The organism is Candidatus Limimorpha sp. (genome assembly GCF_056203535.1).
Map to the genome: position 1 here is coordinate 25,017 of NZ_JBADWU010000079.1, position 22,991 is coordinate 48,007.

Annotated in this window: 21 protein-coding genes; 8 read left to right on the forward strand and 13 right to left on the reverse strand. The window is 44.3% G+C overall.

The window, feature by feature from the left end; all coding sequences use genetic code 11:
* The first annotated feature begins 251 nt into the window (after positions 1–251).
* The 3 genes from AC06MN_RS09225 to AC06MN_RS09235 are packed head-to-tail and all read left to right on the forward strand — an operon-like array spanning position 252 to position 1,149.
* The gene (locus tag AC06MN_RS09225) at positions 252–473 is read left to right on the forward strand and encodes a DUF3791 domain-containing protein (protein WP_475672078.1); all 222 of its coding nucleotides are present in this window, start codon (positions 252–254) and stop codon (positions 471–473) included.
* A complete protein-coding gene (locus AC06MN_RS09230) occupies positions 470–937 on the forward strand; it encodes a DUF3990 domain-containing protein (protein WP_475672079.1) in 468 nt (155 codons plus the stop codon). The genes AC06MN_RS09225 and AC06MN_RS09230 overlap by 4 nt, the downstream gene beginning before the upstream one ends.
* Positions 934–1,149 (forward strand): hypothetical protein, encoded by a 216-nt coding sequence (locus AC06MN_RS09235; RefSeq protein WP_475672080.1) that lies wholly within the window; start codon positions 934–936, stop codon positions 1,147–1,149. The genes AC06MN_RS09230 and AC06MN_RS09235 overlap by 4 nt, the downstream gene beginning before the upstream one ends.
* 68 nt (positions 1,150–1,217) lie before the next feature.
* Here the strand turns inward: AC06MN_RS09235 and AC06MN_RS09240 are convergent, their stop codons facing one another.
* On the reverse strand, positions 1,218–4,442 hold the full coding sequence (locus AC06MN_RS09240; RefSeq protein WP_475672081.1) for an FAD-dependent oxidoreductase: 3,225 nt from the start codon (positions 4,440–4,442) through the stop codon (positions 1,218–1,220).
* 401 nt (positions 4,443–4,843) lie between these two features.
* Between AC06MN_RS09240 and AC06MN_RS09245 the strand changes: the two genes are divergently transcribed.
* Positions 4,844–6,061: a M20/M25/M40 family metallo-hydrolase gene (locus tag AC06MN_RS09245; protein ID WP_475672082.1), complete on the forward strand. Its 1,218-nt coding sequence runs from the start codon at positions 4,844–4,846 to the stop codon at positions 6,059–6,061.
* On the opposite strand, the gene AC06MN_RS09250 is transcribed toward AC06MN_RS09245, so the two are convergent.
* From AC06MN_RS09250 to AC06MN_RS09285, 8 genes are all read right to left on the reverse strand, one after another.
* Positions 6,051–7,493 carry a DUF748 domain-containing protein gene (locus tag AC06MN_RS09250; protein WP_475672083.1) on the reverse strand — a complete coding sequence of 481 codons (1,443 nt, stop codon included), beginning with the start codon at positions 7,491–7,493 and terminating at the stop codon, positions 6,051–6,053. The genes AC06MN_RS09245 and AC06MN_RS09250 overlap by 11 nt on opposite strands.
* On the reverse strand, positions 7,432–7,803 hold the full coding sequence (locus AC06MN_RS09255; protein ID WP_475672084.1) for a hypothetical protein: 372 nt from the start codon (positions 7,801–7,803) through the stop codon (positions 7,432–7,434). Before AC06MN_RS09255 ends, AC06MN_RS09250 begins: the two co-directional genes overlap by 62 nt.
* Before the next feature lie 12 nt (positions 7,804–7,815).
* Positions 7,816–8,391 (reverse strand): DUF748 domain-containing protein, encoded by a 576-nt coding sequence (locus AC06MN_RS09260; protein WP_475672085.1) that lies wholly within the window; start codon positions 8,389–8,391, stop codon positions 7,816–7,818.
* The gene (gene folB, locus AC06MN_RS09265) at positions 8,388–8,732 is read right to left on the reverse strand and encodes a dihydroneopterin aldolase (protein WP_475672086.1); all 345 of its coding nucleotides are present in this window, start codon (positions 8,730–8,732) and stop codon (positions 8,388–8,390) included. The genes AC06MN_RS09260 and folB overlap by 4 nt, the downstream gene beginning before the upstream one ends.
* A gap of 193 nt (positions 8,733–8,925) precedes the next feature.
* The gene (locus tag AC06MN_RS09270; RefSeq protein ID WP_475672087.1) at positions 8,926–9,279 is read right to left on the reverse strand and encodes a four helix bundle protein; all 354 of its coding nucleotides are present in this window, start codon (positions 9,277–9,279) and stop codon (positions 8,926–8,928) included.
* 86 nt (positions 9,280–9,365) lie between these two features.
* On the reverse strand, positions 9,366–10,883 hold the full coding sequence (gene gltX, locus AC06MN_RS09275) for a glutamate--tRNA ligase (RefSeq protein ID WP_475672088.1): 1,518 nt from the start codon (positions 10,881–10,883) through the stop codon (positions 9,366–9,368).
* 141 nt (positions 10,884–11,024) lie between these two features.
* Positions 11,025–11,669, reverse strand: coding sequence for a porin family protein (locus AC06MN_RS09280; RefSeq protein ID WP_475672089.1), 645 nt, complete (start codon positions 11,667–11,669; stop codon positions 11,025–11,027).
* Positions 11,670–11,682: 13 nt separating this feature from the next.
* A complete protein-coding gene (locus AC06MN_RS09285) occupies positions 11,683–13,134 on the reverse strand; it encodes an MltF family protein (RefSeq protein ID WP_475672090.1) in 1,452 nt (483 codons plus the stop codon).
* Between the two features lie 86 nt (positions 13,135–13,220).
* Here AC06MN_RS09285 and AC06MN_RS09290 point away from each other — a divergent pair, with 86 nt between their 5' ends.
* The gene (locus AC06MN_RS09290; RefSeq protein WP_475672091.1) at positions 13,221–14,513 is read left to right on the forward strand and encodes a 1-acyl-sn-glycerol-3-phosphate acyltransferase; all 1,293 of its coding nucleotides are present in this window, start codon (positions 13,221–13,223) and stop codon (positions 14,511–14,513) included.
* A gap of 12 nt (positions 14,514–14,525) precedes the next feature.
* Entirely contained in the window at positions 14,526–15,236 is a 711-nt protein-coding gene (locus AC06MN_RS09295) for a metallophosphoesterase (protein ID WP_475672092.1), read from the forward strand.
* 57 nt (positions 15,237–15,293) lie between these two features.
* Here AC06MN_RS09295 and AC06MN_RS09300 read toward each other — a convergent pair whose 3' ends face one another.
* Both AC06MN_RS09300 and AC06MN_RS09305 read right to left on the reverse strand, forming a co-directional pair.
* Entirely contained in the window at positions 15,294–16,517 is a 1,224-nt protein-coding gene (locus AC06MN_RS09300) for a hypothetical protein (protein WP_475672093.1), read from the reverse strand.
* Between the two features lie 124 nt (positions 16,518–16,641).
* Positions 16,642–17,559, reverse strand: coding sequence for a glycosyltransferase family 2 protein (locus tag AC06MN_RS09305; protein ID WP_475672094.1), 918 nt, complete (start codon positions 17,557–17,559; stop codon positions 16,642–16,644).
* Between the two features lie 83 nt (positions 17,560–17,642).
* On the opposite strand from AC06MN_RS09305, the gene AC06MN_RS09310 reads away from it, so the two are divergent.
* Positions 17,643–18,047, forward strand: a complete 405-nt coding sequence (locus AC06MN_RS09310; protein ID WP_475672095.1) for a GtrA family protein — start codon at positions 17,643–17,645, stop codon at positions 18,045–18,047.
* Positions 18,048–18,049: 2 nt separating this feature from the next.
* Here the strand turns inward: AC06MN_RS09310 and menA are convergent, their stop codons facing one another.
* The gene (gene menA, locus AC06MN_RS09315) at positions 18,050–18,958 is read right to left on the reverse strand and encodes a 1,4-dihydroxy-2-naphthoate octaprenyltransferase (RefSeq protein ID WP_475672096.1); all 909 of its coding nucleotides are present in this window, start codon (positions 18,956–18,958) and stop codon (positions 18,050–18,052) included.
* A 245-nt stretch (positions 18,959–19,203) separates the two neighbouring features.
* The gene (locus AC06MN_RS09320) at positions 19,204–21,348 is read right to left on the reverse strand and encodes a DEAD/DEAH box helicase (RefSeq protein ID WP_475672097.1); all 2,145 of its coding nucleotides are present in this window, start codon (positions 21,346–21,348) and stop codon (positions 19,204–19,206) included.
* 129 nt (positions 21,349–21,477) lie between these two features.
* On the opposite strand from AC06MN_RS09320, the gene AC06MN_RS09325 reads away from it, so the two are divergent.
* Positions 21,478–22,725: a serine hydrolase domain-containing protein gene (locus AC06MN_RS09325; RefSeq protein WP_475672098.1), complete on the forward strand. Its 1,248-nt coding sequence runs from the start codon at positions 21,478–21,480 to the stop codon at positions 22,723–22,725.
* The last annotated feature ends 266 nt before the right edge of the window (positions 22,726–22,991 follow it).

Below are 22,991 nucleotides of genomic sequence, written 5' to 3' on the forward strand. Positions count from 1 at the left end.
TAAGGTTCGATGACATCGCCAACTACCTAATATTCGCCTTTGCAAAGTGCTAAGTTACAGCAGAATCGCGCATTCAGAATGTTGTCGGTGACGACAATGTTGTCAAGTATAATCATGGGGCAAAAATAGCGTTTTTTATCAAAATGAGTTTCCGATTTTCCACAAACAATGACAATATAAACTGAATAAATCTGATTCATCAACCATAATTCCGAAAACATTTCTATTTTTGCAGTGTTAAAATTTTAGCCATGTCAGAGAAAACCATTTGGAAAATACAATATATCAACCTTTGCATCTCGGAATTTGGCCGAAAGCATCATCTTTCAGCCCAGTTGGCCTATCGTTACCTGATGACTTACCAAGGTTTGGCTTTCCTTGACAGAAATTATGAAGCGGAACACACTTTTGCTCTTCAAGATACTTTGGAAAGTTTGCAAGTCATTTGCCACAGAAACGGAGGCAGTATATGATATTGTATCATGGAACCAATATGGATTTTGAGACCATTGAACTCTCGAAATGTCAACCGAACAAAGACTTTGGAAGAGGCTTTTACGTAACTCCTATTCAAAGGCAAGCTCAATTGAGGGCTGCCGACAAATGTGAAAAAGAAGGAAAAGGCATCCCGACAATCATTTCGTATGAATTTGACGAAGAAAGACTTAAAGAATTGTCTGTCAAGACTTTCCAAAAGACTGATGAAGCATGGGCAAGATTTGTTTTGGCTAATCGAAACAGACGAAACAAAGAAAAACATGATTTTGACATTGTCATTGGCCCAGTTGCAGACGATGGAGTCATTGCTTCCATCAGTTTATACGAAAGTCATGTAATTGACATGCAAACACTTATCCAACGGCTGAATTATGCCAAGCCTAACATACAGTGTTGTTTTTGCACGGAACGTTCAATCAAGTTGCTGAAAAAGATATGACCCAGGCCGAATATCAATTTGTTATTAACCATTGCGTTGATGGGATGGTGCAGTTCCTTATGGAAGACTACCAAATGCCCATGTTAGAAGCTTTTGGCAAAGTATATGAGTCAGAAACTTATCAGAAACTGCAAAACAAGCGGACTGGGCTTTATTTGAGAAGCGCCGCCTACACTTACGAATATTTGAAGAAGGAATTGGGGTTGTCATAAAATCTCAAACAAAAACGAAGCCCGAGAAAATTCCCGGGCTTCGTTCATTCTTATCAAATTGTCAATTCTTATTTGAAAGCGTTCTCGCTCAAGCCTTTGCCGCTCAAAGCAAGATCCTTCATATAGCCTGGAACTGGCTTGCCAAGGTATTTATCTACATAAATCTTAGCAAGATACTGACCGAGCATGAAACCGTGGCCGCGCAAGCCTGTCAGCATACCGACTTCCGGGTCGACGATGTAGCGCGGTTCCATGTAGTAGCCTGACCAAACGGCGTGGAAGCCAACGGATGCAAGGTTTGGAATCCAGTCGGCGAAGACTTCGCTCACCACCTGCAGGAATTCCTTGCTGTTGTACTTCAGGTTCTGACGTGCCTCGAAAGCATCGCAGTCAGGCGAAGCGCAACCGATGATTTGTCCGGTGTGCAGGAACTGCTGTCCGTAAACGGCTGAGAAGCCTTTGTAATGACGGCGATCGATAATCATATCCAACGAATCGCCCTTGACGCCCATATTCGGCAAACGGCGTGTGATGAAAGCCTGGTGCTTGACAGGATACAATTGAGTATCAATGCCTAACATGTCGGTAAACTTTTCAGCACCCCAACCCATTGCATTAACGAAATGGTCGCAGCAGAATTCAATGTACTGCTTGTCGTGGGTGCGGACCAAAGCGTAATATTTGCCGCCTTGCTTGCTCACCGAAAGCAGTTCGCAGTCTTCTATCAGGCGGCCACCGTTCTGAATAGCGATGCCACGGATAAAATCGATGGTGCGGCCTGGCGTTGCCTGCCAGCAGTCGTTCGAAATCAAGGCGTGCGAATAGACATTGCTGTCCATGTTCCACAGTGGCGAAATCTCGTTGCGGAAATCCTTCTTGTCAATCATATAGGCATCACTCCATGCGCGAGAAGCATCCAAAGCCTTATAGGTTGCATCATCATGAACCAGATTGACATAGCGTGTCATCTTGAAGTTGATGTTGTGGACGGCCTGTATTTCCTTGAATATCTCAAGGTTATGGTTGGCAATATCGGAAATGTCAGGGTTGGAGAAAGCAGGACGACCACCGCCGATGCAACGCCATGACGAACCTCTGTCGTAGTTGACCAAAACAGGTTTCTTGCCCGCCTCGGCGAAATAACGGAAAGCACCGCTACCGGCAATACCGCCACCGGCAATCAGCACTTCAACCGTTTCCTTCTTGACATCGTTGTTGGTCGGGAAAACATAGACTTCCTTGGCATTAGGATTGTAGACATCGCCCAAATTCACCTGACTTGCCAAAGGAGCGCGCGGTGACGAATCGCCGATGACTTCAATGCCATACGAACGCAAAATCTGCTTGGCTCTCGGCACGCAGCGTTTGCCACGGCATGGACCCATACCCATACGGGTGATGTGTTTCAGTTCGTCAACGGAAATGTATTTGCGGTCACCAATGACATCAAGGATGGTCTTCAGATCAATGTCTTCGCAGTGGCAGACGTAAGTTTCGCTTTCCACATCGTGAACCGACTTGAATTCCAATGGTTTCGGATATCTTTCCTTTAAGATGAAGCCACGGGCGGCAACCAATTCCTCGCCGCTGATGGTGGTAGCCTTCACACGGACGACATTGGTCTTGTTATCTTTCTTCAAAACCTTTTCAATCATGCCTTCGCCAACTTTCTTGCCGTTGTTGTCAATCAGGAAGACTTCCTTGCCTTCTTCAACTTCATATTCGACAGGCAGGAAGAGCGTGTTCTTGTTCAAATCGTAACCGAAAATGGCCAAACCCGGGCAATGGTTGACGCACTGCATGCAGCCGATGCACTTCGTGTAATCGACGATAGGCGTGACATTGGTGCCTGCCTTGGTGATGGCACCTTGCGGGCAGCTGAACGAGCAAGGGTTGCAGGCAAAACCATAGAGGCAGTCGAGTTGGACAAACGGCTTTGCAAACATACGGTCACGGTCAGGCAGATTCGGCTTTTCGAGCACGCGCACCGGACGCTGTTGAGAGTCGATATATTGTCTTGAAATTTCAAGATATTCGTCATAATTGAAGCGGATGCCAAGGTTCTGGGCCACTTCGAAAGCAGCCTGCTTGCCGCGCAACACGGCACTTGTGCCTTCGCCGATGCGGATGGCATCGCCACAACCGTAAGTGTTCAGGCCAAATACCTGCTTGCCTTTGGTAAGCAATTGGTCGTCAGGAATCAAGCCGGTGCAGATGTTGATGATGTCGATGTCGTCGATGATTTTTTCAGTGCCTGGAATTGGCTTGAAGTTCTGACATTCGGCAATGACAGCACCCTTGATGCCGCTGTAATCTTCGTTCGGAATGGCTTTCAGCAAAACGTGTGAAGTCATAATCGGGATACCGAGACGGCGCACACGGTTGGCCTGAACCGGGAAACCGCCTTCGTGATCCATGCCTTCGATGATGGCCTTGATGGTTGCGCCAGCCTGCATACCTTGGTATGAGGTCAGATAACCGATGTTACCAGCACCCACAGTGAGGACTTTCTTGCCCAGCAAAGTATGTTCCTGATTCATCATCTTTTGGAAAACAGCAGCGGTGTAAACGCCAGGCACATCGTCGTTTTCGAAGGTCGGCATGAACGGAACGGCACCTGTTGCCACAACCAAATGTTCAGCATCGACATAACTGATTTCCTGCGTGCTGATGTTTTTCAGGGCAATGCGTTTGCCTTCGAGCAAATCCCACACGGTGTTGTTCAGCAAAATGCCTTCGCGGTTGTCGCCGGCCAAAGTCTTGGCGATATCGAAGCCACGCATTCCGCCGAATTTCTTTGCCTTCTCGAAGAAGAAGAACTGGTGGGTCTGCATGTTGAACTGACCGCCGATGGTGGCGTTGTTATCGATGACCATGTTCGGGATGCCGAGTTCGATGAGTTTTTCGCGGCAAGCCAAACCAGCAGGGCCGGCACCGATAATGGCCACGGTGGTCTTATATATCTTGACTTCCTTTTGCGGATTGGCTTCCACATCGGGCTGATAATCCTTTGGAATTTCGCGCACTTCCTTCACGCCATCGACTTTGGTAATGCAGATACGGCGAATCTTGCCATCGACAAGCATTTCGCAAGCACCGCATTTGCCGATGCCACATTCAAGGCTTCGGTTACGGCCATCGAGGCTGTGGCTGTGAATTGGGAAACCGGCTTGATGAAGGGCGGCGGCAATGGTCTTGCCACGCTGACCTTTTACGGTCTTGCCTTCGTATTGGAACTCCACAAGGTCTTCCTGCGGGATTTCAAGAATTGGATGTTTTTCGATTTTATACATAATACAATGAATTTGAGTTAGTCATAAATAGAAGCGCAAATGTAGAAAAAAACAATTTTTGATTGACAATATTTTTTTGTTAAAATGTTAATCGAACTGTAGATTTCTTATATTACGTTGATTGTTAATAAATTATGGATTAAACAGATTGCACTGAAACTATAAATGCGCAAGTGCATAAAATAATACAGATGGGCTGGCGCATAAAAAAATTTACTCTAAAATTTACTCCACATTTCTTGTCTCTCGCCAAGGGCGGAAAAGATTTATGGCAAGATTAAAGACAGCTTCCAATTTTACTCATCTATTTTATGAAAAAGAATATTACTTTTGCCACACGAATAACCGTCTTTTTGGCAGATGCAATTCAATGAAATTAGTAATGGTTTAATCTATTCATTATGAAGAAATTACATTTATTCATCATCATTGTTTTCTTGAGCAATTTTGCTTTTGCGCAAGCACCTCATATTTATGAACACACCTATCCGGCGGTGACAGAGGAAAATCCGCAAATCCGTGCTTTAATGGATAAGGTTTCCATCGACAGCCTTTCGGCCACCATCGAACATTTATCCTCTTATCACACGCGTCGTTACGACAGTCAGATGATTTACGAAGTGCAGGACTGGCTTTTCGACACCTACCAATCGATTGGCCTTGATTCGGTCTACAAGCACGATTTCAAGTTGGAAAACTTAGGCATTACCGAGACCGCCGATAATATCATCGGCATTCAGTGGGGCACGAAATACCCGAATGAGTTTGTGGTTTGTGGCGCACACTACGATTCATACAATGGCGATGGCTCTGACCCTGACACCATTTACGCTCCAGGTGCTGACGACAACGCCACAGGCTGTGCAGGAATATTAGAAACGGCAAAAATCCTAAGTAGCTGTTCCTTCGACCGTTCCATTCTGTATTGCGCTTGGAGTGCCGAAGAATGCGGTCTGGTTGGAAGCACTGCTTTTGCCAAGGATTGCGCCGACCAAAGAATGGATATTGTGGGCTATTTCAATATGGATATGAATGGCTATTTAAAGGAAGGTTCCGACATTCATGTGAACCTGATCTATGTTGACCAAGATTCGACTTTTGCACAATTTTTCTACGATATTTGTCACACATATTATCCTGAAATGCCTATTCGTCAGGCTTGGATGATTGGTGGCGACAGCGATTTTTCTTCCTTCAACCGCAACGGCTATCCGGCTTTGCATCCTTTCGAAGATGTCCATGCTCCGTCGCCTTACATCCATTCCAGATTGGATGTTTTAGGCCAAAGTGTCAATAACATGGAGCAATCCAAACGCTTTGCCGAACTGAATTTGGGTGCGGTGGCGACATTGGCCGGCATCAACAATGCGGCGGTCGACGAAACCGAGGTCCAAGAAATCACCTTGTTTCCAAATCCTGCTTCCGACAAGATTGTTATCAAAGCAGAAGGACTGCAAAATGTTACAGTTTACGACATGATGGGACAAAAAATTGCATCAAAACTGACAACATCCGATGATTTTGAGATGGATGTAAATAATTTAAAATCAGGATTGTATCTGTTTGTCGTTCAATTAAAGAACGGAAAAACGGCAACACGGTCTGTCATCATTCGATAGTTTCTTCCACTTCCTCCATTTCGATTTCCATTTCATCAGCATTGACGGACACCACATAACGTGAATCTTTCTTGTGCATCTTCAAGGTCGACAAATCAGCTGTAAACACGTTGATTTGTTCCATCGGAACGCCTTTCGTCTGATTCAAATACTTGATTAAAAGTGCGTTGCGTTTATCCATGATGCCATTCATAAGTTGTGCGGAACTTGTTTCGTAGTGCTTTGCGGCCACTGCTTCCAAATCGCGAGGTTTCACCTTGTAGCCTTCGTTGAATTGTGCGGCAAAAGCCAAAAGTCTTTCGTCCCTATTGTTGATGTTGTGAATGTCGATATTTGTCAGTAAATCAATAAATTGCGCGTTTTGTTCCGGGTGTATCGAAAGATAAAAATCGCGTTTCAGTTGTGCTAATGAAAGCAGGTTTATCGCTTTTTCATAATTCTGTTGCAACTCAAAATCGACTTTCATGTTCGGATGTTCGAGCAATGAAGCGGCAATTTCGTCCAAATGCGAATAATCGGCGGCGGTGAAATCGTTTGCAGTCAAATCGATGGGCATGTAAGAAACGTTGCCATCTTTTGAAAGTGACGGGAATGGACTTGTTACAATTTTCACCATCAGGCTGCCCAAGACTTGGAAGATGGCTTTCTTGTACGAAAATTCGGGGTCGTTAATGTTGCCCGAAACTGGCAAATCCAATGCAACCTTATGGTTTTTGTCGGTGAGGCAATACATGCCGAGTTTCAGCGGAATGTGCTTCATGTCAGGCTCAAAATTCTTGATGCGGTCACCAACAAAGGGGTCAGCCAACTGCAACTTGTTGATGCCTTTCAGTTCGCCGCCTTCAACAACATTCTGACTTTCAAAGGCTAAAGTGCCATTTTCAAGCGGAAAGCCGAACATCTTAATGCAATATGATGAAAAATCGCTGAGTTTCAAGTTGCGCAAAGTCAAGGTCAAATTGTGGTCGTTGAGACTACGCGGATTGCCTTTCCAGAAGGCTTTCAGTTCGCCGAGTTTGTTCAGTTTTGCGCTGAGCATCACGGAGTTGAAGCCATCCATGTTGAAATCACGCGATTTGACGGAAAGGTCTTCCACTTCGTAATGGAATGGCTCAGGCAAAGTATTGTCTTCGTAAACAAAGTCAATGTCAGCAAGTTGCAAATCGTCAACAAGGATTCGGAAAGGCGTTTTGTCCTCTAAGGTCTCCTTGCCGAGGAAAATCGTGTCGGTGGTGATTTCTTCAACCAAAGTATCAACAAACTCTTCGGTGGATTGCATCGTAAGATTGTTGAAAATGGTGTGACCATTCTGGTCGATAATGTATTGGGTACGGATGCCGTACAGACTAAGACGGTTCAGTTCCAATTCCTTAGCGAAAGCACTGAAATGCCTGACATCCACATCGATAGTATCTACCCAACTGATGGCCATATAAATCCTGTGCGGAAATGTCCCACAATCTGACGAAACCGTTGAGGTCGAATTCTAAAATGTGGTCGGTTAGACCTTCGGCATTCAAGTCAAGCGAGGCTTTACCCTTGATGGAATCCAAGGCCATTTCGTTTTTCAGATATGGCTCAAAGATAGGGATGTTTAAGTTATTGATTTTCAGATTTAATTTATAACTTTCAGCATTTTCCGACAAATTGATTTTGGTGTGCAACAGGCCGCCATCAGGCAGACTTAAATCAAGCCCGACATCGGAATTGAGCGTTGTCAAATCGATGAAAGGGATGTTCAAGGCAATGTTATGCTAGGCAATATCGCTGCCAAGCACCACATCATTATATCGAATGACACTCTCAGAAATATTTATGTCATTGAAAATCAGACCAAAATTGGAAGAGCTTTCCTTCTCTTCTTTTGGCTCGTCGGAAGCAAAGTGATTGATTAAGGAAGTGAAATTGAAAATGGAATCGTTTTGAATTACGTTGACATTCAGACCTTCGAGATTCAAGTAATTGACCCACAGCCGATTGTCAAGCAAGTCGCGCAACTTGATGCCAGTCTTGAAATTATCAAAGCTGACGAAAGATGTCTTGGCATCATCTTCATACAAAGTGATGCCACCCAAATTGACGCTTCCCGCCAACAGATTGATGCGCAATCGGTTGATACTCAACTCACGGCCAATGAGTTCCGTGTCGTGCTTCTCGACATACCATTTGGCAATGGGCGAGACAAACAATAGCACGAATAAGACCAGACCCACGATAATTCCCAAAACGGTAAACAGGATTATGCGGCTCGTGTGCTTGCGCTTCTTTTTGGGCTGTCGCGTTTCAACGGTTTCAACCGGTTTTACGCTGTCATCAATGTTTTCACTCATATTTCGACTGATACTGATTTCATTTTTCCACCCAAAGGTGGGTTGAGTTTCCTGACTTTCACCCTCACCTGTTCGACAGAAGGATATTCGTTTAAAACCGCCGTCTTGATGCGATAAGCCACATTTTCAAGCAGTTTCGATGAGATGTTCATCTCCCTTTTCACGGTGAGATACACCTCGGCATAGTTGACCGTTTCGTCGAGATTGTCGCTTTTTTCGGCATTTGCCGTGTCGACCATCATCTCCAAATCGACCTGAAACCAAGTGCCCACTTTGCGTTCCTCCTCGAAGCAGCCGTGATGGGCGTAGAATTCCATTCCTTCTATCGTTATCTTTGACATTTTCTTATTGCTTTTGGCTATTGGCTTCTGGCTCAATCATCAGTGAATTTTAGATTCTGCCTTTTTCCAAGTTACAACCTATTGCTGTTTATTTTGCTTTTGGCTGCTGGCCTCTGCCTATTGGCTTACTGGTTCAATTGATCATAGTTTTTACCTTAATAATCAAAGGCATAAAGCCAATAGCCAGAAACTCTTATTCTGTTAATGTTGCAATAAACGATCCAATACGTTTTTGAAGACTAACGATTTCTTCGTCTGCTTTTTCAAAATCAGCATCGGAAATATACTTCCGTCTATGCGCAATAATCAGCTGCGTTTCTAATTCGTAAGCTGATCCTAACGCAATATCAAGAAAACGAGCAAATTCAATATCGGAACGCCTACCTGCTCCTTCGGCAATATTGGAAGGTATGGAAACTGCTGCACGTTCCATTTGACTTTCCAATCCATAAACTTCTTTCTTTGGAAAAGATTCACACAAATCATAAATGACATCCGTGATTTCTATTCCGTCAATCCAAATTCCATAATTCTTAAAATTACGCATAATAGAATCTCTTTAAAAATCAATAATTTATGTTTTATGACAAAATGTGCCAGAAGCCAATAGCCAAAAGCCAGAAGCAATTACATTTATCCCAAAACCTTCACTCCCGCATCAATGCGCTTCAAGGCTTCTTCCTTGCCGAGCAATGCGAGGATTTCGTGGATGTGTGGTCCCTTGCCGGCACCTACGAGCATGAGACGCAAACCGTTCATAACCAAACCCATATTGAGTTCGTTGCCCGTAATCCAGTCGTTCAAAGCCTTGTCGATGTTTTCTGCTGAGAAATCTTCGATTCCGTTGATGAATTCGGCAGCTTTTTTCATCATTTCAGCTGAATTTTCCTTCCAGCGCTTCTTGACGGTAACTTCGTCGTAAGTGGTTGGAGCCTCAAAGAAGAAGAAACTCTGATCCCACAATTCCTTGACGAAGTTCACTCTATCTTTCACCAAACCAGCTACTTTGATGGCAAAATCAAGGTCAACATCAATGTCCTTTTCGGCTTTCAGCCAAGCCTGATAATCCTTGCCGACTTCCTCTTCCGACTTGCGCATCAGCCATTCGTGGTTAAACCACTTGGTCTTTTCGACATTGAATTTTGCACCGCTCTTGCTGCAACGGTCAAGTGAGAAAGCGTCGATAAGTTCTTCCATCGTGAAGATTTCCTGCTCGGTGCCAGGATTCCAACCCAGCAAAGCCAGCATATTGATGAAAGCTTCCGGATAATAGCCCGACTGCTTGTAGCCCGATGCCGTGTCGCCAGTTTTCGGGTCGACCCAATACATTGGGAAGACAGGGAAACCAAGGCGGTCGCCATCACGTTTGCTGAGTTTGCCGTTGCCATCAGGTTTCAGCAGTAACGGCAGGTGAGCAAACTGTGGTGCTTCCCAACCAAAAGCTTCGTACAACATGACGTGCAAAGGCATGGAAGGCAACCATTCTTCACCACGGATGACGTGAGAAATCTTCATCAGATGGTCGTCGACGATGTTGGCCAAATGATAGGTCGGCATTCCGTCAGACTTAAAGAGAATCTTATCGTCAAGAGTGTTGGTCTGCACGTGGACTTCACCACGAATCAGGTCGTGCATGACGATTTCGCGGTTCTCCGGAATCTTGAAACGCACCGTGTAAGGTGTGCCGTTGTTTATCAAGGTTTCAACTTCTTCCTTGCTCATTGTCAAGCTATTGCGGAGATATTTGCGGCTCTCGCAATTGTAGATGAAAGTCTCTTTCTTAGCTTCGGCTTCCTTGCGGTATTTGTCGAGTTCCTCAGCGGTATCGAAAGCAATGTAGGCGCAGCCTTTTTCAAGGAGTTCGTCGCTGTATTGCTTGTAAAGGTGCTTGCGGTTGCTCTGTTTGTAAGGGCCATATTCGCCGCCGACATAGTCGCTTTCGTCGAACTTGATGCCGCACCAATCCAATGATTTCACAATATAATCCTCTGCGCCCGGCACGAAACGGGTCTGGTCGGTGTCCTCGATGCGGAGGATCATCTTGCCACCGTTCTTCTTGGCAAACAGATAGTTGTATAAAGCCGTTCTAACGCCCCCGATGTGCAAAGGTCCGGTCGGACTTGGGGCAAATCTTACTCTTACTTCTTTCATTATGTTGAATTGTTTGTTGTTGAATCGTTTAATTGTTGTTGGAATAAGCGGCAAAAATACGCAAATATTTGGCTGATTTGGAAATCTTATTGAATCGGATTTTGATGGATGAAAAGCAATCAGGTGTGCTGGTTTTTCCCGTTAATGACGATTTGGAGCCAATATATTATAGGTGATTACTGCCTGAAGCGCAATGTTGTAATAATGGCCGAATGAATAAAGCGGCACATCGCCCTTTATGCGGATGGGTGTCAAGGAGTTCATGGAACGCAAGCCTAAGCCCCAACGTTCCGACAAATCGAAATGAACCCCCAAATTGCCCGTAATGGAGAAAAACAGCCAAGGTGCATGTTCGTTAGGCGAATAGGCGGTCTCGTCGCGGTAGCTCATTAGGAAATCGAAACTGGGACCTATTTCCAAAGAAATGAAATCGAGGCTTTTGCCACTTATTGAAAGTTTCGACAATTTATAGCGGAACATGACAGGCATTTCGATGTAATGCAAACGCAAATTGTAGAAGTTTTTGCCAGCCATTTCCTCTTTCACATCGGAATGCGATCCGAAAAGCGCGTATTTTAACTCAGTTTGCCACAACCAGTTTTGGCCTATCGGCAAATTGACGTAAGCTCCCGCCGTCCAACCTAACTGGTGGAAACCGCCATAGCCGTCGCCATTCACTTGTGAAGTGACGGCTCCGGCCATAAGGCCGCCATTAAATGATTGAGCCTCAGTCTTCAGACCGAAAAAGAAGGTCAAGATAATAACAACAAAAAGGGATTTTTTCATATAAATTCAATTTTCAATTTACTAAAGCGCGATAATGTTCATAACGTTCCATGACCTCATCGACAAAACGATAGGTTTCTGTTCCTCGGAGATAACCGTTTCTGCAGCAAGTATCGTTATAATATTGCGATTTCGACTTGTTTAGGATGAAATAATCTACATTGTCAGTCCAGACATTGGGGTCTTTGCCGTATTTTTCGGCGAGGCGGCGGGCGTCGTAAATGTGACCCAAGCCTGAATTGTAGGCAGCCAATACGAATTTCACTCTTTCCACGCTATCGACAACCTTGTCTGCCAGACACTTGTCGAGATAATGTATCAGTTTTCCGCCAGCGACAAGCTGTTCTTCCGGCGAGGAGTCGTAGTCAATTTCGTATTGTTCCATAGTGACCGGCATGAGCTGCATTAGGCCAAATGCACCTTTGTCACTTTCGAGGTCGGCCTTGAAATGCGATTCCTGATAGATGATGGAAGCCAAAAGACGCCAGTCCCAGCCGATGTTTTTCGCCACCTTGCGTATGGCTTTGTCGTATTCGCAAATCCGGCCTTCGGGTGCTGCTTTCGATGACATGATGCTGTTGCCGTTTTTCACATAACGCGCCAGCACGCGACGCATGTTCCTTTGTTCGTAATTGTCAATCCAATTGTTGATTGCAATTAATAAAGAGGAGTCGTTGCCATTTTTCTTCATGGCCCAGCCCAAAGGTTGCTCAATGCTGAGGGCGAGCTTGGTGTCCAATCCGCTGAAATAGGCATCGGCCATTTGCGCCACATATTCCTCCACCACCGTATAGTCGATTTTGCTTTCCGAAACCTGACGCACCAAGTCGAGGCTGTTGAGCGAATCGTTTTCAATGATGATTATGGTGTCGCCAATCACATTGGAAAGATGATGCAACACCTTTACGTTGTGGCTGCCTTTGGGCAATACGATGGTTTTTCCCGCCAAATCCAAAGGTGAGCGAAGCAATTGGTTCTCGATTTCATTTCCAGTCGACATGTCGTGCCAGCGTTTCGGCATACGTTGCACCAGAACGCTTCTTTGCATCAAAATCGGCGATGTGAGCAGATAACGCCGTTTCATGGCCTTGTTGGTGCTTACACCTGTGGCTAACAAGTCGATTCGGCTTGAATCAAGCAGTTGGAAGCATGAATCGATATTGTCGACAATCATCAGTTCGAGTTTCACGTTCAGGGAAGAACACAAATCGTTGAGCAGTTCATATTCAAATCCTGTCGGCTTTCCATCGGTCATGCGGTAATTGAAGACGCCACAATCGGTGACGGCGATAAGTTTTCCTTTTGCCAATAGCTGTTCAAGTGAGCTTGTCGAATTATCTGTTTCTGTAGTGTCAATGCAGATAATCTCTGTTTCTTCATTTTCCTGAATATCATTATTCTGACAGCTCGTCATGAACAGAAGAAAGAGAAACAGAAATGCGGTTTTATTATGAAAAACTATCATTTGGATTGAGTTTTAAGCCGTAAAAGTAGAAAAAAAGTTTTTGCATTCAGTATATTTCGTATTTTCGCACCCAAATTTCATCAAAAATGGCACGAAAAATACAGGATCCAAGTTTGTTTTACTCAATATTTCAGTTTTACGTCAGCACTTTTCACACCCGTCGTGCATACCGTCGTTTTGAAGTACATGGAGCCAAAAATCTTCCGAAAGACGGAGCTTTGATTTTTGGTGTCAACCATAGCAACACCTTGATGGATGCTTTGGTTTTGGTGGCTTCCAGCCGTTGCAAGAAAGTCTTTATCGCAAGAGGCGACATCTTTAAGAAGCCAATAGTGGCCAAAATATTGACTTTCATGGGCATACTGCCTATCTACCGTATGAGAAACGGCGTGGCTGCTGTGCGCAACAACGATGAGTCTCTCGACAAGGCTGTCGATGTGGTGCATGATCGCGTTGAGCTTTACATTTTTCCGGAAGGTATGCACCGCACCAAGCATTCGCTGCTGCGTCTGAGCAAGGGTATTTTCCACATCGCCATGGATTCGAACCAGAAGTTTGGCAAAGAAGAGCCGATTTACATTGTTCCGGTAGGCATCGAATACGGCGATTATTTCCGCTTCCGCAGTACGGCCATGATTCAATATGGTGAAGCTATCAACGTGACGGATTTCATCAAAAAATCCACGGAAGAAAATGAAGCCGTGGTAATCAACCAGTTGCGTGAAATGCTTTACGAACGTATTTCCGAACAGTTCACTTTCATCCCTGACGACGATGACTACAACGCCATTTGGGAAATCGTGAAGATGAAGAACATAAAACGCGCAGGCGGCCTTTTCAAGAAAATGCAGCGCAATCGTGATACGGTTGCCAAAGTGTTGAAATACAAGGAGGAACATCCTGAAGAAGCCAAGCAGTTGTTCGAAAAAGTCAATGAATTTGCCAAGGAACGTGTGAAGAACAAGATTTCGGTCACATCGACGGCGAAAAAGTTACCGTTCTTCAATTTCGTTTGGAAATTCCTTGTCGCCGTCATTGGCTTGCCTTACTTCCTGGCTTCGGCCATTGTCAATCTTCCCGTGTGGCTTGTAACGGATATTATCAAGGGCAAACTCAAAGATCCGGCTTTCGGCAACACGGTGACATTTGGTGTGAAATTCATTCTCTTCCCGTTGATTTTCATTGCCGGAACTGCCGTCATGTTTTCCAAAATGCCTTGGGAATGGGCTACGGTTGGCACGATACTGCTTTTGTTCTCTCATGATATTTTCACCGATTACAAGGAGCTGGTGCGCCGTTTCGTTTCCGATATTCGTTGGAGTTGCAAGGGCAAACTGCGCAAACTTTACAATGGCTTGCATCTGAATGATTTATTCTAAGTCGGTTCAGTCATGTCTTCACGCTGGATAGTCACCGATGTTCACGGCTGTGCCAAAACCTTGCAAGTCTTGGTTGAGCGACAGTTAAGGTTGGCAAAATATGATAAGCTCTTTCTTTTGGGCGATTACATCGACCGTGGCCCTGACGGAAAAGGTGTCATCGATTATCTCAGGCACTTGCAAAAAGAAGAATATGAGGTGCATTGTCTGAAAGGCAACCACGAAGACCTCTGTATCAAGGCTTTTGAGGCTGACCAAAAGAAAAAGCTGTTTGGGGCAAAGCATGCCGAACAAAAGGAATGGGAAGCTGTTGGCGCAACAGAAACGCTGAAAAGTTTCGGTGTGAAACATCCGCGCGAGATTCCGCAGGATTACATCGACTGGATGAATGCCTGTCCGTCATACATGGAGTTGGAAAATTACATTCTTGTTCATGCCGGCATGAATTTCAACATTGAAAATCCGTTTGAAGACGAACACAGCATGATGTGGACGCGGCATTTCAAGGTTGATTACGCCAAAACGCACGGTAAGAAAATCATTCACGGACACATTCCCGTTGATTACAGTTTCATTGATTTGGTCATCAACAATAATGAATCTTACGACTTCATAGCTCTTGACAACGGCATTTTCATCACCGACAAACCAGGGTTAGGCAATCTTTTGGCCTTCAATCCCGACACCAAGCAAGTGATGGCTCAGTCGAATATGGACATGTAGAATGTTTTCTCCCGCAGATTTCGCTGACTTTCGCAGACTCTCTATAAGATCTTAATGCTATTGATTTTGCATCGGTTTTCGCATTGGCGTTGAGACAAAACTTGCCAAGGCAAGCAGGCAGCAAGCCACGCTCGTAATCTGATTTCTGTAGGTGAACCACCAATGCAGATAGCTGTGGTTTGAAAGAACAAAATACCAGCAATATGGCAAAAGACCCACAATGACAAACAGCACCGCTTTTTTCCAGCCTTTTTTATTGAAGGAAACAATAATGGCAATCAGGATTAGAGATAGAGCGATGATAATCAAAGGGAAATTGAGCATTCCGAAGTTTTGACAGATGGCATCCCATCGTGTAAAGTCTTCTACTTCAAGTCTATAGACTGATTGTTCCCAAGCATCACTGAATATGTTTTCGCCCAAAACGATTGTTCCGAGCAACCATTTCGTAACCCATGTCAGGGCAAAGCCGGAAAACCAGGAAACGGAATGTTTGAAAATGGTGACAACATCTTTTTTGATTTCTGTCTGTTCATCAGGCTGCAAGGAAATCCAGACCAGAAGCGGGAAACCGAGTGTCAGCAAAGGCGTGGTGAGCAAATCGAAGAAACTTGTGATGGAGCCGATGATGAAGAAAAACAAGCCGATATTGGAATTGATTCTATTATTGTCGTTGCAAAGCAAGGTGGCACCGCCCAAAGTTATGGCCAAAACAGGGAAGAATTGCAAGGAAAACTGCATGACAAAAACATAACAGCTTAAAAAACTGGTTATCAATAGTAAAGTCTTCCAAATATTAGTCTTTCGGCTATATTTTATGGCAAAAAGAAAAAGCAAAACCGAACTAATGGCAAAAAGGAAAAACCTGAGTGTGGAATAATCCATGGAAAGGAAAAACGGCCTAAACACAAAAGTGGTTCCATGCCAATAACGAGCATACTGAGTCGATGAACCTGAATCGGTTTGCAAATATTCGAGTAGGGCGTGAGTCATGTTGACGTTATCGTTTTGCCTGTTGACCGTCATTGCTGAAATAACAGGCTTCTTGGAATCAATGCACGTCATCTGATTGAGTATCAAAGCGTCAGTAAAGTTGTCCATCTGGCATTGCGTTGTGTTGAGCAATGCTTTCGGATAGCATCCTTCCTTATCTAATTCGATGGCCGATTTCGTAACAAAATATTTGATTCTCTCATTTGGAATCATGCTCGACAAAACGCAAAGCACAAAATACGAGGCAATCAAAAGGACAAATATCTTTATGTAGGAGAGTGTTTTCATTTGGCGATTCTTTTTCATGTTGCATTTAGCTTCTGGATTTTAACCAACTGATTATTTGCAATTTAGTTTTTCATTTATTGATTTACAATGCCAAAAGTCAGCAGCAAATCATGGACTTCCCATTTCATTTTTTCTGACAGAAATTAATCACTTTCAGTTCATAGTTTTTTCTTTCGTTTTGTGCTATGACATCAAGGCAAAGGCCCGTGAAAAAAGAGACCATGCCGCCCAAGGCAAGGAAAGCCGAGACAAACAAAGTTGGGAAACGCGGCACCAATCCGGTCTGGAAATATTCCGAAATGACCGGGATGATGAGTATTGCAGAAATCAAGATAAAGATAAGCGAAAGCATGCCGAAAAAGCGTATCGGTCTGTAGTTTTTATAAAGCGAAAAAATGGTTTTCAGCACTTTGCGTCCATCCTTGAAAGTCCTGAGTTTTGAAACGCTGCCTTCCGGCCTATCCTTGTAGCCGCATGGTATTTCCTTGATATTGAACCTTTTGTCCAAAGCGTGAATGGTCATTTCGGTTTCAATTTCAAATTCGGAAGTCATCACGGGAAACAACTTGACGAAACGATTACTGAAGGCTCTGTAACCTGTCATGATGTCGTTGACTTTTTCTTTCCAGAAGAAATTTATGAACCAGCGCACGAGTTTGTTGCCGACATTATGAAAATGGCGCTTGTTTTCCTGAAAATAAGAGGTCGAAAGCCTGTCGCCAATGACCATGTCAACATCCTCCTCGAGGACAAGACGAGCCATTTCGGCGGCGTTGTCGACTATGTAAGTGTCGTCGCCGTCAACCATCAGGTAACAATCGGCATCAATTTCGCGGAACATTTTTCTGACTACGTTTCCTTTGCCTTGCTTTGTCTCTCTCATAATGATGGCTCCGGCTTGTTCGGCTTCGGAAATGGTGTTGTCGGTGGAATTGTTGTCGCAAACGTAAATGACAGCTTCGGGAAGCAAGACGCGGAAATCTTTGACCACTTTTGCAATGGTCAGTCCTTCGTTGTAACAAGGTATAAGAACTGCAATCATTTTTAATTCATTTACAGGGCAAAAATACAAAATAAAAGTTCAGTTTCATCTTTTTTCTTAGTTTTGCATCGGAAAATATAAACATGGCATTCAGGTTGTCGGACATCATAGGGGGAAAAACTGCTGGCGAATTCTTTCGCTTTGCCATTGTCGGCGTCATTGCGACAATCATTCATTATGGTGTTTACTATTTGCTCAAAAGCAACATCAATGTCAACATTGCTTACACCATAGGTTATGTGGTGAGCTGGTTGTTCAACCTATTGCTAACACTGAAATTCACTTTCCGCAGCAATTTTTCATGGAAAAAAACAGCAGGATTTGCTGGTTCACATGCCGTAAACTACGTTTTGCACATGTTGTTTCTGAACTTATTCTTATGGCTTGGCTTTTCCAGTACTTTGGCACCTTTGCCGACCTATTGCTGTGTCGTTCCCATCAATTTCGTTTTGGTCCGCATGGTTTTCAAATCAAAACGGTTTTCATGAGACTAATGTAGGAGAAACAAAATCCCGAAAACCAATGTCAGCAAGAAGGTGTTTCGAACCTGTTTTGGAAGCAAAGGGTCGAATTGATACGTTTCAAGATTGTTTTTTATGGTTTTCAAATCTTTGGCAAACAAAGGGAAAAGCAGCCAGAACAGATGTGTGTAAAATACACAATGTCTGATGATTAAAAATGCTGAAAGGCAAATGAATCCGCCAACGATGAGAAATGCATGATAAGCAAATGCCTTTTTCAATCCTATTTTGACGACCAGACTGTTTTTTCCGCTTGCCTTGTCGCTTTCATAATCGCGCATGTTGTTGATATTCAATACGGCATTCGACATAAATCCCATGGCACTTGCCGGCAGTAAAACCGAAAAATCAAAGTTTTTTGTGGCCAAATAACAAGTGCCAGCCACAGCAGCCCATCCAAAGAAAATGAAGCAGAAAAGATCGCCTAAACCTCTGTAGCCGTAAGGGTGTTTTCCTAAAGTGTAGAATAATGCGGCAAGAATGGCTGCAATGCCAAGTGCTGCAAAAACATATAAATCGTGAAGGGTTGAACTTGTCAGTATTATGCAGATTAGAAGCATTCCGCCAGAAAGAAGGCATGCAAGCACGGCTATAAGAATGCCGATCAGCATTTCGCGTTTTGTGATGTTGCCGCTTTGCATTTCGCGTTTCGGCCCGATACGTTGCGTGTTGTCGATACCTTTAGTATAATCACCGTAATCGTTGGCCAAATTGGATAAAATTTGCAGCATAATGGCGGTAATGGCAGCAAAAATCAGGACAGACGGATAACAGATTTTCTCCTTTAAAGCAAGGAAACTGCCCATCAGAACGCCTGAAAAAGAGAGCAGCACCGTCCGCGGACGGGCTGCTCTTATCCATGATTTAACTGAAGCCATGATACTGATACTGTTTGAGTTATTAAAAGATTAACGGGATTCAGCTTTGCTGAAGAAATGCTTGCATTCAACGAAGTTAAGTCTCTCAAAAATCGTTATTTATAATCTTTCAAAAATCTGTGTTTGCATTCCAAATAAACAATCTTATTTGATTTGCAAACAATGACTTTTGAAAGATTTTTGGTTTTGATTTTAATAAGATTTCTTGCCGTTAGGCAATCCCATAAAAATCTTAAATCAGCATTTTATCTCCTTCTGCCTCCGCCACGGCGACGTGGTGAGTAGAAATCATCATCGTTGTTGCGGGCTGCGCCACGGCGACCTCTGCCCGATTCTTTCGATGCACTTCTCGATGAAGACTTCGACGACCTTGAAGAACTTGATGCTGAGCTTTTTGAACTGTTTTTCTTGGCACCAAAGCCTCTTTCGGCATTACGCTTTTTGCGGCTTGGACGCTCGTCATCGTCATCAAAGAAATCGATGTGGTTCTTCATGGCGAACCATTCGTCATCGGGAATCCATTCGCGGCCATCGCGTGAGCGTTCCACTTTTATTTTCGGTTCGTCATCCGATTTTCTCTTCTTCGATTTCTTTTCCCACATGTTGTCTTCCGACGATTTTTCACGGCGTTCTTCGCGTTCCTTGCGTTCTGGCTTGTCCTCACGTTCGGCACGGCTGCTGCGCTCGCTTCTTTCTTTACGTTCACCTCTGCCGCCACGTTCCTTGCGCTCGCTCTTGCTGCCTTTTTCGCGTTCCTCTCTCGAAGGTTGTTCCTTAGCGACTTCAACCACAATGCCTTTCGGGTTATTGTGTGGGTCGGCGAAACATTCCAAAATCATAGGGATAGCTGATTCCTCGACATCAACGAATGAGTAATCGTCAAACAAATCGATGCGTCCAATGCGAATGTCGCGTGTGTGAGTGACATCGTTGATTTTGCCAATGATTTTCTGTGGCAGAATGTGGTCGTTTTTACCTAGACCGAAATATAAGCGTTTCAGACCTTCATCGCGGTTGGCAAGTTCCTTTTTGCGTTCCTTGCGGTCGCGTTTTTCGTCTTTTTCGTCCACATTCAGGTCGATGGCGTTCTTGTAATAATCTAGGAAACGGTTGAAGTTCAGGGCTACCATTCTGGTAATCAGTTCTTCACGCGTCATCCATTCGAGCTTGCGGAAAATGACTGGCAGGTAATCGTCAATGTCTTCACGGTTGATGTCGACGTGCTCAATGCGGTCGATGTGGTTGAAAAGTTGCTTTTCGCAAACTTCTTTTCCTGTCGGAATGGTGGCTCTTTCAATCGGGCGGTTGACGATTTTTTCTATTTTCTTGATTTTGCTCTTTTCGCGCAAGTTAATCAGACTGAGGCAGATACCACGTTTGTCGGCACGACCGGTACGGCCACTGCGGTGAACGTAGGTCTCAATGTCGTCAGGAAGGTTGTAATTAATAATATGTGTCAGGTCGCTGACATCAATGCCGCGTGCGGCGACATCGGTGGCGATGAGCAGTTGCAGGCTCTTTTTGCGGAAATGATCCATCACGTTGTCGCGCATACCTTGCGACAAATCGCCATGCAAAGCGGCAGCATTATAGCCATCTTGAATCAGGTTGTCGGCAATTTCCTGTGTCTCTAACTTGGTGCGGCAGAACACGATACCATAAATTGATGGCGTGTAGTCGATGATGCGCTTCAACACCGAATAACGGTCCTTGGCGGCCATCATGTAATACTTGTGGTCGACATTGGCAGTGCCCGAATTGCGGCTGCCGACGGCAACTTTCACAGGGTCGGTCATATATTTGTTGAGGATGGCCTCGACTTCCTGTGGCATGGTGGCAGAGAACAGCATGGTGTTGCGTTCCTTGGGCATGTATTCCAGAATGTCGTCGACTTCTTCCTGAAAGCCCATGTTGAGCATTTCATCGGCTTCGTCAAGAATCAAGGTCTTAACATTACTGAAATCCACACGGTTACGGCGAATCATATCGCGCAGACGGCCAGGCGTGGCAACGATAATCTGCGGTTTTTTGGCTAAGTCTTTGAATTGAAGTTCAATGCTTGCACCACCATAAACTGGCACAATCAGGATTTCTGGAATGTACTTGGCATAATTGCGTAAGTCCTTGGTAATCTGCATACAAAGTTCACGCGTCGGACATAAAATCAAGGCTTGGACACAACGCTGTGTCGCATCGATTTTGTTCAGCAGCGGCAAACCGAAAGCAGCCGTCTTACCAGTACCCGTCTGTGCAAGGCCCACGAAATCAACATCTTGCTCCAACAAAACAGGAATCGATTGTTCCTGAATCGGCATAGGATTTTCAAACCCCAGCTCCTTTATAGCCTTCAACAGAGCGGGATTCAATCCAAAATCTGTAAATTGTGACATGAAATAATGTTTGTTGTTGATAAATAAGGCGGCAAAATTAGTAATAATTAGCGAATTACGATGTTTTTATTTCCGTTTTGACAAAAATTGTCGTTTTTAATCTTGCAAAATCCTTATCTTTGCTCCCCAATGAAAAACGGAATTTCCGCCATATTGTTTTCGCTGCTGGTTTTGGTTTCCTTTAGTTTTTGTAAAAGGAAACAGACTGATAATGAGCTGATAACACCATCGGTTTCAATTAATGTCGACAGCATTTTTGCCGATTTGGAAACGAAAGATTTGGCAAAAAAACACAAGACTGCCGATGCTTTTTTCACCAATCTGGCCAGATCGGGAATGAACGGCGTGGTTTTGTATGCTGAGCAGGGACAAGTGGTATATAAAAAGGCTTTCGGTGTGCGCGAACTCAATCGTCGGCATCCTGATTCGTTGCGTGTCGATGACCAGTTCCAGCTTTCTTCCGATTCGAAAATGTTTACGGCTGAGGCAGTTATGATTTTATATGCGCAGGGCAAATTGGATTACGATGCCGATGTGCGGACTTATATTCCTGAATTTTCCTACGAAGGAGTTACTGTTCGGCATTTGCTGAATCATCGTTCTGGTTTGCCGCGCTACGATGCCATGGCCGATGAGTTCTGGCCCGACCGATCCAAGCCTTTTTCCAACGAGGAAATGATCAAAATGCTTGCCGAGCGAAAGCCCGAAGTTTACGCATCTCCTGATGTGACTTTTTTCTACAACAACATCAATTACGCATTGTTGGCTTCAGTAGTTGAGCGTGTTTCGGGACAGCATTTCGAGGATTTCATGCGCGAGAACATCTTTGAGCCGCTTGGCATGGACCGTTCGTACATTTATTCAATGCGAAACGATTCGGTGGTTTCGCTTTACATGGATTGCCTTGTTCAGGGACATGAATTGTACAGGAAAGGCGCTGTCAAGGAACAAAACAATTATCTGAATGGCGTGATGGGTGATAAAATCATGTTTTCGACAGTCGACGACATTTATAAGTTCATGATGGCTTTGGATTGTAATCTGCTTTTGCCTGATAGCATTCAGTGTGAAGCTTTTAAGCCTGGTTCCGATTTTTGGAAACGGGGCGAAAACTATGGTTTTGGCTGGCGCATGAGCGAAAAGCATCCTGGTGCTGTGTATCATTTCGGCTGGTGGAAAGGCTATCGCAGTGCTGTCATTCGCAATGTGGCTCAAAACCGTGTCCTGATCATTCTGACCAACACGACCTACAATCTTCCTGGCGAGCTTCTTTGGGAATTTGTCACCGATTCGACTTATTGTAGTTTGCCCGAATCATCGTGGAATCCGAAAGTTGTGCGTCTCGAGTTTCAACAGACCATGGAGTGTGACGAATAAAAAAAGCCTTCCCCAATAGGAGAAGGCGAAAAAACATATTACCTTGTTAATTAGTCTTTTGTAACCAGTTTGAAGCCTACGCCGTGAACGTTTTGCAGTTCAACTCTTGGGTCTTCCTTAAAGTATTTCCTGACTTTGACAGCTGTTTTTTTAATGTTTGTAACTTGCTAAAAATCAATATTGTTTAAAAATCAAGATGGTGACGTGGGTGACGCAAGCCCGAAAATTCGTACCTTGCGGGCATGTTTGTACGCAGAAAGGTCAAC